11 protein-coding genes are annotated in these 14,623 nt (G+C 69.7%); 8 read left to right on the forward strand and 3 right to left on the reverse strand.

All coding sequences use genetic code 11. The features are described from left to right. The first annotated feature begins 29 nt into the window (after positions 1-29). The gene (locus ACZ5Y9_RS08070; protein ID WP_464472725.1) at positions 30-1,052 is read left to right on the forward strand and encodes an FKBP-type peptidyl-prolyl cis-trans isomerase; all 1,023 of its coding nucleotides are present in this window, start codon (positions 30-32) and stop codon (positions 1,050-1,052) included. A 35-nt stretch (positions 1,053-1,087) separates the two neighbouring features. Continuing rightward, positions 1,088-2,170: a 1-deoxy-D-xylulose-5-phosphate reductoisomerase gene (gene dxr / locus ACZ5Y9_RS08075; RefSeq protein WP_247622766.1), complete on the forward strand. Its 1,083-nt coding sequence runs from the start codon at positions 1,088-1,090 to the stop codon at positions 2,168-2,170. 3 nt (positions 2,171-2,173) lie between these two features. Here the strand turns inward: dxr and ACZ5Y9_RS08080 are convergent, their stop codons facing one another. Continuing rightward, positions 2,174-3,796 carry a Mur ligase family protein gene (locus ACZ5Y9_RS08080; protein WP_464472726.1) on the reverse strand — a complete coding sequence of 541 codons (1,623 nt, stop codon included), beginning with the start codon at positions 3,794-3,796 and terminating at the stop codon, positions 2,174-2,176. Positions 3,797-3,857: 61 nt separating this feature from the next. On the opposite strand from ACZ5Y9_RS08080, the gene ACZ5Y9_RS08085 reads away from it, so the two are divergent. Next, positions 3,858-5,171 carry a M50 family metallopeptidase gene (locus ACZ5Y9_RS08085; protein WP_247622764.1) on the forward strand — a complete coding sequence of 438 codons (1,314 nt, stop codon included), beginning with the start codon at positions 3,858-3,860 and terminating at the stop codon, positions 5,169-5,171. Positions 5,172-5,180: 9 nt separating this feature from the next. On the opposite strand, the gene ACZ5Y9_RS08090 is transcribed toward ACZ5Y9_RS08085, so the two are convergent. Beyond that, positions 5,181-7,064: a chorismate-binding protein gene (locus ACZ5Y9_RS08090; RefSeq protein ID WP_464472727.1), complete on the reverse strand. Its 1,884-nt coding sequence runs from the start codon at positions 7,062-7,064 to the stop codon at positions 5,181-5,183. Positions 7,065-7,314: 250 nt separating this feature from the next. Here ACZ5Y9_RS08090 and ispG point away from each other — a divergent pair, with 250 nt between their 5' ends. Both ispG and ACZ5Y9_RS08100 read left to right on the forward strand, forming a co-directional pair. Continuing rightward, a complete protein-coding gene (ispG, locus tag ACZ5Y9_RS08095) occupies positions 7,315-8,445 on the forward strand; it encodes a flavodoxin-dependent (E)-4-hydroxy-3-methylbut-2-enyl-diphosphate synthase (RefSeq protein ID WP_247624699.1) in 1,131 nt (376 codons plus the stop codon). A 17-nt stretch (positions 8,446-8,462) separates the two neighbouring features. Further along, positions 8,463-9,326 (forward strand): alanyl-tRNA editing protein, encoded by an 864-nt coding sequence (locus ACZ5Y9_RS08100; RefSeq protein ID WP_247622762.1) that lies wholly within the window; start codon positions 8,463-8,465, stop codon positions 9,324-9,326. 7 nt (positions 9,327-9,333) lie between these two features. On the opposite strand, the gene ACZ5Y9_RS08105 is transcribed toward ACZ5Y9_RS08100, so the two are convergent. After that, positions 9,334-10,752 (reverse strand): RNB domain-containing ribonuclease, encoded by a 1,419-nt coding sequence (locus ACZ5Y9_RS08105; RefSeq protein ID WP_247622761.1) that lies wholly within the window; start codon positions 10,750-10,752, stop codon positions 9,334-9,336. A gap of 92 nt (positions 10,753-10,844) precedes the next feature. Between ACZ5Y9_RS08105 and ACZ5Y9_RS08110 the strand changes: the two genes are divergently transcribed. From ACZ5Y9_RS08110 to ACZ5Y9_RS08120, 3 genes are all read left to right on the forward strand, one after another. Beyond that, complete coding sequence (locus ACZ5Y9_RS08110; protein WP_247622760.1) at positions 10,845-11,615, forward strand: isocitrate lyase/PEP mutase family protein; 771 nt, start codon at positions 10,845-10,847, stop codon at positions 11,613-11,615. Positions 11,616-11,660: 45 nt separating this feature from the next. Next, positions 11,661-13,415 carry a proline--tRNA ligase gene (locus ACZ5Y9_RS08115; RefSeq protein WP_404596554.1) on the forward strand — a complete coding sequence of 585 codons (1,755 nt, stop codon included), beginning with the start codon at positions 11,661-11,663 and terminating at the stop codon, positions 13,413-13,415. A gap of 95 nt (positions 13,416-13,510) precedes the next feature. Beyond that, positions 13,511-14,575, forward strand: a complete 1,065-nt coding sequence (locus tag ACZ5Y9_RS08120; RefSeq protein WP_247622758.1) for an LOG family protein — start codon at positions 13,511-13,513, stop codon at positions 14,573-14,575. The last annotated feature ends 48 nt before the right edge of the window (positions 14,576-14,623 follow it).

Genomic DNA, 14,623 nt, shown 5'->3' on the forward strand with positions numbered 1-14,623 from the left:
CCAGCGCGGGCCAAGCGAAATGCGAGAGGATGAAGCGTCCCGCCCGCGATCTCGAAGGCTCAACTGTGCGCAAGCGTCCGCTCCTCCTCCTGTCCACCGTCGCCGCGGCGACCCTTCTGCTGGCCGGCTGCTCCGGCAGCGCTGAGCCGGAGAGCTCGGCCACGCCGGAGGAGACCGCGGGAGCGACGTCGTGCCTCGCCGACCTCGCATCCGGTGCCGGGTCCGACGCCGTCACGGTCGAGGGAACGGACGGCGACGCGAAGGTGACGGTCCCCGCAGGCACCGAGATCACCGAGCCCGAGCGTTCGGTGATCACCGAGGGCGACGGCGATGAGGTGCTTCCCGGCGACCTCGTCTCGCTGCGTTACCAGCTCGTCGACGCGACGACCAACGAGGTGCTGAGCAGCTCCGAGCGCGGCCCGGACGGCATCCTCTCGGCGTTGCTCGCCTCGCAGCAGCAGCAGATCTCCGACCCCACGCAGTCGACCGTGTTCACGGTCGCGGCGGAGTGCCTCCCCGTCGGGTCGAGCGTCGTGCTCACCCTCCCCGCCTCGCAGGAGGGCCTGAACCCGAGCGTGCTCTACGTCCAGACGATCGAGAAGCTCCCGACCATCGCATCGGGTACCGACGTCGAGCCCGAAGCGGGGATGCCCACCGTCGAGCTCGACGCGGACGGCGCCCCCACCATCACTCTCCCGGACGGCGACGCTCCGGCCGAGACGAAGGTCGCGGTCCTGAGGCAGGGCGACGGCGCGACGGTCGCCGAGGGTGATCTCGTCACTGTTCAGTACCGCGGCATCAAGTGGTCGGACGGGGAAGAGTTCGACTCCAGCTGGAGCCGCGGAGCGGCCCCGGCGCAGTTCCCCACGACGGGTGTCGTGACCGGCTTCAAGAAGGCGCTCGAAGGCCAGAAGGTCGGATCGCAGGTCATCGTGACGATGCCGCCGTCCGAGGCGTACGGTGCGAGCGAGGGCAACGAGCTCCAGAACGAGAGCCTCGTGTTCGTCGTGGACATCCTCGCGACCACCCCGCCGGAGCAGGTCCAGCAGTAAGCGACGGAGCCGAGGGCGTGTCATAGGCTGACGACATGCAGCGCATCATCGTCCTCGGCTCCACCGGCTCCATCGGAACGCAGGCGCTCGACGTCATCCGTGCCAACCCCCGCCGTTTCGAACTGGTCGGTCTCGCTGCAGGCTCGAACGCAGAGATGCTGGGCGAGCAGGCCGAGAGCTTCCGTGTCGAGAGCACCGCTCTGGGGGCGGTCGAGGCCGAGCAGCTCGTGCGCGACGTCGACGCCGACGTGGTGCTGAACGCGATCACGGGATCGATCGGCCTCGGCTCGACACTCGCCGCTCTGAAAGCCGGACGCACGCTCGCCCTGGCGAACAAGGAGTCCCTCATCGTGGGCGGCGAGCTGGTGCTCGCCGCGGCACGGCCCGGGCAGATCGTGCCCGTCGACTCCGAGCACTCCGCGATCGCGCAGGCGCTCCGCAGCGGAACGCACGCCGAGGTGCGTCGGCTCGTCGTCACGGCCTCCGGCGGTCCCTTCCGCGGGCGCACCCGGCAGGAGCTCGCCGAGGTCACGCCGGCCGAAGCCCTGGCCCACCCGACCTGGGATATGGGGCGCATGGTCACCACCAACTCCGCCACCCTCGTCAACAAGGGCCTCGAGGTCATCGAGGCGCACCTGCTCTTCGACATCGCCTACGACGACATCGACGTCGTGGTGCACCCGCAGTCGATCGTGCACTCGATGGTCGAATTCATCGACGGCTCGACCATCGCCCAGGCATCGCCGCCCGACATGCGCCTGCCGATCTCGCTGGGACTCGACTGGCCGAACCGCGTCGGTGGGGTGGGGCGCCCCCTCGATTGGAGGACGGCGTCCTCCTGGACGTTCGAACCTCTCGACGAGGAGGCCTTCCCCTCCGTCGCGCTCGCGAAGACCGTCGGACGTGCGGGAGCGACGTTCCCCGCCGTCTACAACGCCGCGAACGAGCAGGCGGTCGACGCCTTCCACGACGGACGACTTCCGTTCCTGGGAATCGTCGACACGATCGCCCGCGTCGTGGATGCGCACGAACCGCCCGAGCAGCTCACGGTGGAGTCGCTCGCCGCGGCCGAGCTCTGGGCGCGGCAGAAGGCGGACCGGCTGATCGCCGCCGCCTGAGCCTCAGTCCTCGTCGGGGTAGGGCACGGGCCAACGCGAGTCCGGCACCGGCCACCCGGCCGCGCGCAGAGCACGGCGGGCGAGTTCCCTGGCCGAGTACGGCGTGCGCACACCACGGATATCGCGGTAGTCCTGGTGCCCGGGTCCTGCCCAGAGGATCGCATCGCCGTCCCCGACGAGCTCGACAGCGGCGACGATGGCCGTCTCCGGCGGCGAGTACTCGTGGATCTCGGCATCCGGGCGTGCTTTCCGTGCGCCCGCCACCAGCGTCGCACGGATCGACTCGGGATCCTCGAAGCGGGGGTGGTGATCGGTCACGACGAGGATGTCGCTGCCCTGCACGGCCGTGCGGGCCATGTCGAATCGCTTGCTCGCGTCGCGGTCGCCATCGGCGCCGAACAGCATGACGACGCGTCCCGGCGTCACGCGACGCACGGCGGCGAGTGTCTTCTCGAACGCGTCGGGGGAGTGGCCGAAGTCGACGAAAACGGCCGGGCCGCGCTCGCCCGACACGAGCTGCGTGCGCCCGGGCAGATACGCGCGGATGCCGCCGTCGCGCTCGAGGGCCGTGACGATCCGCTCCCAGGCGTAGCCGCCTTCGAGGAGCATCACGATCGCCAGTGCGGCATTCGCGGCCATGTGTGGGCCGATCACCGGGACCGTCGTCGTGAGGGTTCCCGCGGGGCCCGCGAGGGTGAAGGTGGTGCCGGCGGCGCGCTCGTCGTCGATCGTGACGACCCAGTCCGCTTTCGCTGCGATCTTCGGGTCGGCGGCGATCAGCGGGGTGCCCACCGTCACGACCGGGATCTCGGCGCGTTCGACGACGATCGCGCCGGAGGGGGAGTCGAGGCAGATGACGCCGCGCTTCGACCGGTCGGGGCGGAAGAGCGGCAGCTTGGCCTCGAAGTACTCCTCCATGTCGGCGTAGTCGTCGAGGTGGTCGTGGCTGAGGTTGGTGAAGCCGGCCACGTCGAAGTGGATGCCGTCGACGCGGTGGCGCGAGAGCGCCTGGGCGCTCACCTCCACGGCCACGGCCTCGACCTCGCGCTCGCGCATGAGGGCGAGGAGGGCGTGGAACTCGGATGCTTCGGGCGTCGTCAGTCGCGAGACGATGACCTCGCCCGCGATGTGCCGTTCGGCGGTCGAGGAGAGCCCGGTGACGACGTCGATCTGGTCGAGGATGCCGGCGAGCAGATGGGAGACGCTCGTCTTGCCGTTGGTCCCGGTGGTCGCGAGGAGCAGGGGGAGCGGATCGTCGGCCCCGGTGCCGTAGACCCAGGCGCTCAGGTCGCCCAGGATCGCGCGCGGATCGTCGACGATCAGGATCGGGAGGCCGACCGACTCGGCGATCGCGGCGCCGTCGTCGTCGGTGATGATCGCGACCGCGCCCTTCTCGGCGGCCGCGGCCGAGAACTCGGCGCCGTGGCGGTTCACGCCCCGGATCGCGACGAAAGCCTCTCCCGCGCGGAGGTCGGCGGTCGCGAGGGTGATGCCGCTGACGGCCACCCCCTGCAGCTCGCCGCGCGTGTCGCGAGCGAATCGGGAGGCGAGTTCGGACAGCTGACGCCGGGGCGGGTTCGCGGGGCGGAGCACGGGAGGCAGGCTCGGTTGTTGTTCAATCGACATGTCTCTTCCATGATCTCACGTGCCGGGCGTATTCCTAGGCTCCAGGCAGTAGCGTTGGCGCGTGGAAACCCTGCTCTATGTGGGTGGCATCCTGTTCATGCTGGTCGGGCTCGCGCTCTCGATCGGACTGCACGAGATCGGTCACCTCCTGCCCGCGAAGCTCTTCGGCGTGCGCGTCGGCCAGTACATGATCGGCTTCGGGCCGCGCATCTGGTCGCGCCGGATCGGCGAGACGGAGTACGGGTTCAAGCTGCTGCCGATCGGCGGGTTCATCTCGATGTCGGGCATGTACCCGGCCTCGAAGAACTCCCGCGCAGCAACAGGGATCTTCCGTTCGCTCGTCCAGGACGCGCGCGCCGCGAACGACGAGACGATCGCGGCGGGCGAGGAGGACCGCGTCTTCTACAAGCTCCCGGTCTGGAAGCGCGTGATCGTCATGCTCGGCGGGCCGTTCATGAACCTCGTTCTGGCGCTTCTCATCTTCACGGTTCTCGCTTCCGGGATCGGACTGCAGCAGGGCACCACGACGATCTCGTCGGTGACGGAGTGCGTGCTGCCGGCCGGTTCGTCGCAGACCGAGTGCACGGCCGACGACCCGGCCTCACCGGCGGCCGAAGCCGGGATCCTGCCCAACGACATCCTCGTCTCGATCGACGGCACCCCGGTGTCGACCTTCGCGGAGGCCACCGCGATCGTGCAGGCGGCGCCGGGCGAGACGCTCGACGTGGTCGTGCGGCGCGGCGGCACCGAGCAGAACCTCGAGATCACACCGATCGTCGCCGAGCGCACGCTGACGGACGCCAGTGGCCGCCCGATCCTCGACGACGCCGGGGATCCGGTGGTGAAGGAGGTCGGCTACGTCGGGATGTTCGCGCAGATGGGCTACGTCCCGCAGCCGCTCTCGGTCGGACCCCAGATGGCCGTCGAGAACGTGGGCCGTGTCGCGAATCTGATCGCGACGCTGCCCGTGCGCCTCTGGGACGTCGGCGTCTCCCTGTTCACCGGGAGCGAGCGTGATCCGAACGGACCGCTCAGCGTCGTCGGCGTCGGGCGGCTCGCTGGTGAGGTCGCCGCGACCGATGCGCCGGTGCTCAACCGTTTCGCCGTGCTGCTGAACCTGCTCGGCTCGTTGAACATCGCTCTCTTCGTCTTCAACCTGATCCCGCTGCTGCCGCTCGACGGCGGTCACATCGTCGTCGCGCTGTGGGAGGGGATCAAGCGCGGATGGGCGCGCCTGTTCCGCCGCCCGCCGCCCGCACCGGTCGACGCCACGAAGCTGGTGCCGCTCACCGTCGTGGTCGCGGTCCTGCTGATCGGGATGGGCGCACTTCTGCTCCTCGCCGATCTGTTCAACCCGGTGAACTTCCTGCAGTAGGGTCCCCGCTCAGCGGAGTGCGTGAGCGACGAGCCGTTCCAGCGTGCGGATGCCGTCGCGCGACAGGATCGACTCGAGGTGCCCCTGCACCGATGAGAAGCGCGGCCCGCGCAGAGCGTAGACGTCACCGCTGGTGGAATCGGCCGAGACCTCGGCGTCGCCGATGACGGTCGCACCGGGGGAGACCCGCGCGGTGAACGTGTTGTAGAAGCCGATCGACGCATCCTCGCCGAAGACCGGGACCGACTTCTGCAGACCCTGGTGGGGAGCATCCAGCGGGGTCAGCGCGATGCCGAGGGAATCGGCGAGGATCTGGTGGCTGAGGCAGACCGCGAGGAGCGGTGCCCCCGCCGAGCGGCGGCGCGCGACGACGTCGCGCATCCGCGAGATGCGCGGGCTCTCGGTGTCGCGCGGGTCTCCCGGACCGGGACCCGCGACGACCAGGTCGACCGCGTCGATATCGGCGTCGTGCACATCGCTCCACGTGGCGATTCGCACGTCGAGACCGAGGTGCCGCAGCTGATGCGCCAGCATCGTGGTGAAGCGGTCCTCCGCATCGACGACGAGTGCGGTGCGCCCGGCGAACGGACCCGAATCGTCATCGCCCTGCGGGTTCAGCCAGAAATCCGCCAGGCGTGCGTTCCGCGAGGAGAGCAGCGCCGCGACCGTGGGGTCGTCGGCGAGCGTCAGCGGGGCGCCCGGGGCATCCGCATCGCTGCGCTCCTCGGCGACACGGTCCCGATCGATCGCCCCGATGGCGCCGAGCACACCGGCAGCCTTCCCATGGGTCTCGCTGACCTCACCGTGCGGATCGGAGTGGCGCACGAGCGTCGCCCCGACGGGCACCCGCACCTCCCCGCCCTTCAGGTACACGGTGCGGATGAGGATGGGGGCGTCGAGGTCATGACCGCCGTCGACGTTCGGGGTGAAGAGCGCGGCGACGCCGGAGTAGTAGCCACGCGGTTCGCGTTCGTGCCGGTGGATCACCGCGCAGGCGTTCTGCATGGGAGACCCGGTGACGGTGGGGGCGAACATCGTCTCGCGGAGGATGTCGCGCGGGTCGAGTCGGCTCCGGCCCCGCAGCATGTACTCGGTGTGCGTGAGCCGGGACATCTCCTTGAGGTGCGGTCCCGTGATGCGACCGCCGTCGGAGCAGACCGCGCTCATCATCTTGAGCTCTTCGTCGACGACCATGAAGAGCTCCTCGGTCTCCTTCGTCGATGACAGGAAGTCGACCAGTGTCTCCTTGGTCGCTCCTCCCGCGGGGTGGCGGAACGTGCCGGAGATCGGATTCATCGTGACGATTCCGTCGCGTGCGACGACGTGCGCCTCGGGGCTGGCGCCGACGGCGATGTGACCGGGTGTGAAGACGGCGAAAGTCCAGTAGGCGCCGCGCTCGTGCGTGAGCAGTGCGCGGAACCAGGTGAGGGCCGCGGTGCGCTCGTCGACGTCGATGCGTGCGGTGAAGTCGCGCCGGATGACGAAGTTCGCGCCCTCGCCGCGGCCGATCTCGTCGGCGATGACGCGTTCGACGATCGCGGCGTACTCGTCGTCGGCGATGTCGAAGCCGTCGTCGTGCAGGGGGATCCGCGCTTCGGGCAGCGCGGTGAGGAGGTCGGGCGTCGGGAGGTGCAGATGCTCGTCGACGACGATGCAGCGCAGCGGCGCACCGTCGTCCTGCGAGACGAAACCGCGCTCGCGCACCTGGCGATACGGAACGAGGGCGAACACCTCGCGGGCGGCTCCGTCGACGGTCAGCGGGATGTCGGCGAGCAGATCGACGTCGACCACCTCGCCGGTGAGCAGCTCGACGGTGTCGGCGCCATCGCGCGCGATCAGCACGAAGGACGAACGCGGGTCGGCCGTGAGCGCGGCGAGTCGTGAGAGGGTCATCGATGTCTCCTGTGCAGGGCTCCGGCTCGGCGCAACGAAAAGACCGCCCCGGAGGCGGTCTGGATTCGTGGGAACGCGAACACACCGCCTAGGAGGCGGGCCACCAGGTGAAGTTCGCGAGCATGGGGCGAAACTACCACACCGGGGGTGCGCCGGCCGGGCGGATGACGGCCCGTTCCCCCGGCTCCGCTTCCAGCCTGCGCCCATCCTGGCGGCGTAGTCTGGAGCAGTGCCAGCAGTGAACCTCGGAATGCCGAAGATCCCCGAAGTCCTCGCCCCGCGCCGCAAGTCTCGCCAGATCAAGGTGGGCAAGGTGCTCGTGGGTGGGGATGCTCCCGTCACCGTTCAGTCGATGACGACGACGAAGACGACCGACATCAACGGGACGCTTCAGCAGATCGCCGAGCTCACGGCGTCCGGCTGCGAGATCGTGCGCGTGGCTGTTCCCCACCAGGACGACGCGGATGCGCTCAAGATCATCGCGATGAAGAGCCAGATCCCCGTGATCGCCGACATCCACTTCCAGCCGCGCTACATCTACACGGCGATCGACGCCGGATGCGGTGCCGTGCGGGTGAACCCCGGCAACATCCGCGAGTTCGACGGCAACGTCGGCAAGATCGCCGAGGCGGCGAAGGCCGCGGGCGTCTCCCTGCGCATCGGCGTGAACGCCGGTTCGCTCGACCGGCGCATCCTCGCCAAATACGGCAAGGCCACCGCCGAAGCACTCGTCGAGAGCGCGGTCTGGGAGGCCTCGCTGTTCGAGGAGCACGACTTCCACGACTTCAAGATCTCCGTCAAGCACAACGACCCGATCGTGATGGTGAAGGCATACCGTCAGCTCGCCGAGCGCGGCGACTGGCCCCTCCACCTCGGCGTCACCGAGGCGGGACCGGCGTTCCAGGGCACGATCAAGAGCGCCACCGCGTTCGGCATCCTCCTCGGCGAGGGGATCGGCGACACCATCCGCGTCTCGCTCTCCGCCCCGCCGGCCGAAGAGGTCAAGGTCGGGCATCAGATCCTGCAGTCGCTGAACCTGCGCGAGCGCAAGCTCGAGATCGTCTCCTGCCCCTCGTGCGGCCGTGCGCAGGTCGACGTCTACACGCTCGCGGAGAACGTCACCGAGGGCCTCAAGGACATGACGGTGCCGCTGCGCGTGGCCGTCATGGGCTGTGTGGTCAACGGGCCGGGCGAGGCGCGCGAAGCAGACCTCGGAGTCGCGTCGGGCAACGGCAAGGGCCAGATCTTCGTCAAGGGCGAGGTCATCAAGACCGTGCCCGAAGCCGACATCGTCGCGACGCTGATCGAGGAGGCGAACCGGATCGCCGCCGAGATGGGTCCCGAAGCCCCGCTCGGCACCGCGCAGGTCGTCACCGTCTGACCCGGCAGGGAGAAGCAATGTCGTCGACAGTCGTGTCGTTCGCCGACGGTTCCATCCGGGGCGAGAGCGTCATCACCCGTATCGAGCCGGTCGACGACGGCGCCGTCGTCGTCGTCGAGGCGACGCCCTTCCACCCGGTCGATCACACGTGGCCCGATCAGCCGGGCGATACGGGAACGATCGTCGTGGGCGAGGAGAGCGTCACGGTTGCGGAGGCGGTCATGGCCGCCGTCAGCGATGAGGGCGACTTCGCGATCGGCGCGGCGATCCCGGTGCGACGCGGGGCCGACGGGTGGACGTGGTTGGTCGCCCATCGCCTCGACGGCTCGGCGCCTGCGGGATTCACGGAGGGCGCGGCGGCCCGGCTCGTGGTCGACGAGCCGCACCGAGCGGGACTCAGCCGTGGTCATACGGCCTGCCATCTCGCGTCGCTGGCGCTCGATCTGGCCGTCGCCGACCTGTGGCGCAAGGATCCGGGAACCGATGCCCTCGGTACGCCCGACTTCGAGGGGCGGGCGAATCAGTCCAGTCGTATCCACGAGGACGGCAGCGTCGACGAGTATCGCCTGGGCAAGAGCCTGCGGCGCGCCGGCTTCGACACCGAGACGTTCGCGGCGACGCTCGCCGAGCGGGAGGCATCGATCAACGCGCAGTTGACCGCGTGGGTGTCCTCCGCCGCGGGCAGCCGGATCGTCACCGAGGGACCGGCGATCGTCGACCGGCGCCGGTGGCACTGCGAGCTCCCCGAGGGGGAGGCGGTGATCCTCTGCGGCGGTACGCACGTGGATTCGCTGGCGGCGTTCGAAGCGATCCGGGTGTCGCTCGATCTGAGTGATCCGCAGCTGCTCGTGATGACGACGACCGTCGTCCCCGCGGCCTGACGCACGGTCAGTCCAGGGAGAACTCGATCTCGCCCGCACCGATGTCCGCACGCGCGACGCGCAGGCGGACGACGTCTCCCGGGCGCGCATCGATCGGAACGGGTGCGGATGCCGTGACGGCGGGGTCCGCCAGTTGGATCCGCGCGCGCTCCCCGTGGAGCTCGATGATCGTCGCATCGACCCGGGAACCCACCAGCGGGGTGATGAGCGCGGCCTCGACGGCGTTCACGGTGGCGGCGTCGAGCCGGGAGGCGCGCTGCGACGAGTCCTGCATCAGACCGGGCAGGTCGGCGAGCGAGTCCCGCACCCACGAGGGCACGGCTTCACCGCGGGACACGGCGAGGCAGATCGTCAGCGTCCATCGGTCGACGAGTCGGCGCAGCGGCGCCGTCGCGTGGGCGTAGGGCGCGGCGATCGCGGCCTGCACGGTGTCGGTCGGTGTCGAGCCGTCGAAGGTCGCGTAGCCGGCACCTCGGAACAGGGTCGCGGCCGCCTGCAGCACGGGGAGAGTGAGCGGGTCGTTGCGGTCCAGGTTCCGGAGGAAGTCGCCGTAGTCGCCGGTGGTCCAGGGCCGTCCCAGCGCCGCCGCCTGTCGACGGAACGTGTCGAACGCCGCGTCGTCGGGGCGGGGCATCGTGCGCAGGATCCCCACCTCCGCCTCGAGCATGAGCGAGGCGGCCGCCATGCCCGTCATGAGCGACAACTGCGCGTTCCACTCCTCGACGGGGAGGGGGCTGCGCCGTCGGATCGCGTATCCGCCGGCGTCGGTCCGGACGACCTCTTCGTCGGGCAGGTTCAGGCTGGCGCCGCCCCGGGCTCGCTCCTGCGCGATGCGCAGCCGGCCGATCTCGGGCAGGAGGGAGACGGGTCCGTCCTCGCCACGGTCGACCGCATCCTGGGCGCTGGCGTACTCGAGTTGCACCCGCGACCGGATCAGCGCTCGTTCGAGTGAGGTGCCGACGACGGTTCCGTCACCGTCGAGACCGAAGGTCCATACGAGAGCGGGGCGATCGACGTCGGGGAGCAAGGAGGCGCGGTCCTCGCTCAGCACGGGCGGATGCAGCGGGATCGATCCATCGGCGGCGTAGAGCGTCTGGCCGCGGCGCCGCGCCTCGACATCGACGGCGCCCCCGGGGGAGACGAAGCCGGGGACATCCGCGATCGCGTAGCGCACGGTGTACCCGCGGCCGGCGCGCTCGAGATGGAACGCCTGGTCGAGATCGCGGGAGCCGGGCGGGTCGAGCGTCGCGAACGGCACATCGCGCAGGTCGAGCTCGGGCGGCGGCGACGGGGAGGAGAGTGCTTCGTCGAGCGCTTCGGCGGGAAAGTCGACCGGGGCATCGAGGTCTGCACGCAGTGCCGAGAGCGCGACGGCGAGCTCGGTCTGCGCGGCGGAGGGGTCGACGTGCGAACGACGCTGCGGCATGCGTCCACACTAGGCGGATCCTCACGCGGAGGATTGTCACGGGGCGATTCCCTGCGGCCCGATCGTCGGGGGTTCGCGTTAGCGTGGAGGACATGACCACTTCAGCCAAGGCTCAGACCCTCGTCGACCTCTATGACGCCCCCGAGATCCTCCGCGTCGTGAACGTATGGGATGTGGTGTCCGCGCGAGCGGTCGCCAAGCTCCCCGAGACCCGGGCGATCGCGACGGCCGGTCACGGCATCGCCGCATCGTTCGGCTACGACGACGGCACGATCCCGCGCGACATCATGCTCGACATGGTCGGCCGGATCGCGGCATCCGTCCACGTGCCGGTCACCGCCGACCTCGACGACGGTTACGACGACGCGGGGGAGACCACGCGTCTCGCCATCGCCGCCGGTGTCGTCGGCGCGAACGTCGAGGATCGCCTCAAGCCCCTCGACGAGTCGGTCGCCGTGGTGGAAGCCATCGTCAGGGCGGCCGAGGCGGAGGGCGTGCCGTTCGCCCTCAACGCACGCACCGACGCGTTCGTCCGCGCCGGCGGGCGCCCGGTCGAACAGAGCGTCGCCGACGCGATCCAGCGCGGTCGCGCGTTCATCGATGCCGGCGCCACGTCGGTGTTCGTACCCGGCATCCTCGACGCCCACGTCACTCGCCAGCTGGTCGAGGGTATCGGCGAGCGGAAGGTGAGCGTGATCGGCTTGCCGGGCGCGCTCAGCGCCGCCCAGTACGAGAAGCTCGGCGTCGCCCGTATCTCCTACGGCCCGCTCCCGCAGCGAGCCGCGTTGACGGCGCTGCAGGAGCTCGCCGCCAGCCTCTATAAGGGTGGCGTCGTGCCCGAGGGGCTCCCGGCGCTCAACTGAGTCATCGGCCGAAAGACGACGGCCACGGGTCAGTAGACTTGGCCCGTGGTCACTCGTCTTTCGAACTTCTTCCTCCGTACTCTCCGTGAAGACCCTGCAGGTGCAGAGGTCGCGAGTCACAAGCTGCTGATCCGCGCCGGCTACATCCGGCCGCAGGCGGCGGGCATCTTCGCGTGGCTGCCACTGGGACTGCGGGTCAAGTCGAAGATCGAGACCGTCGTGCGCGAGGAGATGGCCGCGGCCGGCGCGCAGGAGGTTCACTTCCCGGCGCTCATGCCGCGCGAGGCCTATGAGGCGACGGGGCGCTGGGACGAGTACGGCGACCTGCTCTTCCGCCTGAAGGACCGCAAGGGGGGCGACTATCTGCTCGCGCCCACCCATGAGGAGGCCTTCACGCAGCTCGTGAAGGATCTCTATTCGTCGTACAAGGACCTGCCGCTGACGATCTACCAGATCCAGGACAAGTACCGCGATGAGGCCCGCCCGCGTGCCGGTCTGCTGCGCGGACGCGAGTTCACGATGAAGGACGCCTACTCCTTCGACGCGTCCGACGAGGGGCTGGAGGCCAGCTACCAGGCGCAGCGCGATGCGTACGAGCGCATCTTCCAGCGGCTGGGGCTCGAGTACGTGATCGTCCAGGCGGATGCCGGGGCGATGGGCGGCTCGCGGAGCGAGGAGTTCCTGCACCCGACCCCGGTCGGCGAGGACACCTTCGTGCGCAGCGCCGGCGGATACGCCGCGAACGTCGAGGCGTTCACCACCGCCGTGCCCGACGCCGTCGCCTTCGACGCCGATGCCGCGCCGATCGTGTTCGACTCGCCGGACACCCCGACCATCGACACGCTCGTCGCGCATTCCAACGCCGTTCTCGACGGGGAGTACTCGGCGGCGGACACGCTCAAGAACGTCGTCCTCGCCCTCACGCACCTCGACGGCACGCGCGAGCTGGTCGTCGTCGGCATCCCGGGCGACCGCGAGGTCGACGAGAAGCGCGCCGAGGTGGCCTTCGCGCCGGCCGAGGTCGAGACCGCCACCCCGGAGGACTTCGCGAAGCATCCGCTGCTCGTGAAGGGCTACATCGGCCCGTGGTCGAGCACGGGCGCGGTGCTGGGTGAGGAGTCCGCCACGGGGATCCGCTATCTCGTCGACCCGAGGGTCAGCGAGGGCACCAGCTGGATCACCGGGGCGAACATCGACCAGAAGCACGCGCACTCGGTGGTCGCCGGGCGCGACTTCACAGCCGATGGCATCGTCGAGATCGCCAACGTGCGCGCCGGCGACCCCGCCCCCGACGGCTCCGGACCCGTGGAGCTCGCGCGCGGCATGGAGATCGGGCACGTCTTCCAGCTCGGGCGCAAGTACGCCGAGGCGCTCGGTCTCAAGGTGCTCGACGTCAACGGCAAGCTCGTCACGGTCACGATGGGCTCGTACGGCATCGGCGTCACGCGCATCCTGGCGATCATCGCCGAGCTCAACAACGACGACAAGGGGCTCATCTGGCCCGCGTCGGTCGCGCCCTTCGACGTGCAGGTCGTCGCCGCCGGCCGCGACCAGATCGCGTTCGACGTCGCGGCGGAGCTCTCGTCCGCTCTGGAGGGCATCGGGCTCGACGTGCTCTACGACGATCGCCCCAAGGTCTCACCCGGTGTGAAGTTCGGCGATGCCGAGCTCGTGGGCGTGCCGAAGATCGTGATCGTCGGGCGCGGCGCGGCCGAGGGCCAGGTCGAGCTGTGGGATCGCGCCACGGGTGACCGCGAGGCCGTGTCGATCGCCGAAGCCGTCGAACGACTCTCCCGCTGACGATCGAACGAACGCCGCGTCCCGTCGGGGCGCGGCGTTCGCGTTCTCGGTGTGGCACCTCGCGCCCGTTCAGCGGGTCGTGACACGCTGGACGCATGATCGACGAACCGCTCCCCGATGCCCTGAGTGCCGAGATCAACGCCGTGCTCGACGATGCCGGAGTGCATGCCGACCGTCGGCTCGTGATGAGGATGCTGCGCACCGCGATCCTGCTGGGGGAGGACGGCACCGACCGTCTCGACCTCAAGATCGCTTCAGCGGCGCTCGCGGAGATGCGCGACGCGTTCCGACTGTTCGCGCCGTACCGCGGTGTGCCCAAGGTCACGGTCTTCGGATCCGCTCGCACGCGCACCGACGATCCGCTGTACCGGCAGGCCCGCGACGTCGCGGCGGCGCTGGCGACCGATGGATGGATGGTCGTCACGGGTGCAGGGCCGGGGATCATGCAGGCCGCGGCGGAGGGAGCCGGGCCCGCACTCTCGCTCGGTGTCTCGATCCGCCTGCCCTTCGAAGAGAAGCCCAACGGGATCGTGTCGTCCGGTCAGGACCACGTCGTGGCGATGAAGTACTTCTTCACCCGCAAGCTGATGCTCATCAAGGAGTCGGAGGGGTTCATCTGCCTGCCCGGCGGGTTCGGCACGCTCGACGAGATGTTCGAGCTCCTCACCCTTCAGCAGACGGGCAAGGCGGAGCCGATGCCGATCGTGCTCCTCGACGAGACCGGTGGGCGATTCTGGGAGGGGCTGCGCAGTTTCGTCGACGAGCACCTCGCGCCGGCGGGGGTGATCTCGGAGGGCGATTTCGATCGAGTGGTGATCACGGACTCCGTCGACGCCGCGCGGGCGGAGATCACGGGGTTCTGGCGCAACTACGATTCGCTGCGCTGGTTCGGGGACACCCTGGTGCTGCGGCTGCGGGCGGAACCGACGGATGCCGAGCTCGCCGACCTGAACGAGCGCTTCGCGTCGATGTTGGCGTCCGACCGCATCGAGCGCGCCACCCCGCGATCCGTGGAGATCGCCGATGGCGATGCCGTCGACCTTCCTCGCCTGGCGCTCCGCCTCGATCAGCGACGCGTGGGCGACCTGTTCCGATTGATCGGCGCGATCAACGCCCTGCCCTCCGCGGATGCGCTGCCGGAGAGGTCGCCGTCGGCCTGACGTGGCGACCCGTGGCGGGGGCGGGGTATCGTTGTACGGATGTCGCGT

The organism is Microbacterium sp. T3-8 (assembly GCF_055398145.1).

Bases quoted from the DNA above. Each gene is read 5' to 3' on its own strand.
- ACZ5Y9_RS08070 (WP_464472725.1), top strand. From the start codon at position 30: ATGAAGCGTCCCGCCCGCGATCTCGAAGGCTCAACTGTGCGCAAGCGT.
- dxr (WP_247622766.1), top strand. From the start codon at position 1,088: ATGCAGCGCATCATCGTCCTCGGCTCCACCGGCTCCATCGGAACGCAG.
- ACZ5Y9_RS08080 (WP_464472726.1), bottom strand. From the start codon at position 3,796: ATGTCGATTGAACAACAACCGAGCCTGCCTCCCGTGCTCCGCCCCGCG.
- ACZ5Y9_RS08090 (WP_464472727.1), bottom strand. From the start codon at position 7,064: ATGACCCTCTCACGACTCGCCGCGCTCACGGCCGACCCGCGTTCGTCC.
- ispG (WP_247624699.1), top strand. From the start codon at position 7,315: ATGCCGAAGATCCCCGAAGTCCTCGCCCCGCGCCGCAAGTCTCGCCAG.
- ACZ5Y9_RS08100 (WP_247622762.1), top strand. From the start codon at position 8,463: ATGTCGTCGACAGTCGTGTCGTTCGCCGACGGTTCCATCCGGGGCGAG.
- ACZ5Y9_RS08105 (WP_247622761.1), bottom strand. From the start codon at position 10,752: ATGCCGCAGCGTCGTTCGCACGTCGACCCCTCCGCCGCGCAGACCGAG.
- ACZ5Y9_RS08110 (WP_247622760.1), top strand. From the start codon at position 10,845: ATGACCACTTCAGCCAAGGCTCAGACCCTCGTCGACCTCTATGACGCC.
- ACZ5Y9_RS08120 (WP_247622758.1), top strand. From the start codon at position 13,511: ATGATCGACGAACCGCTCCCCGATGCCCTGAGTGCCGAGATCAACGCC.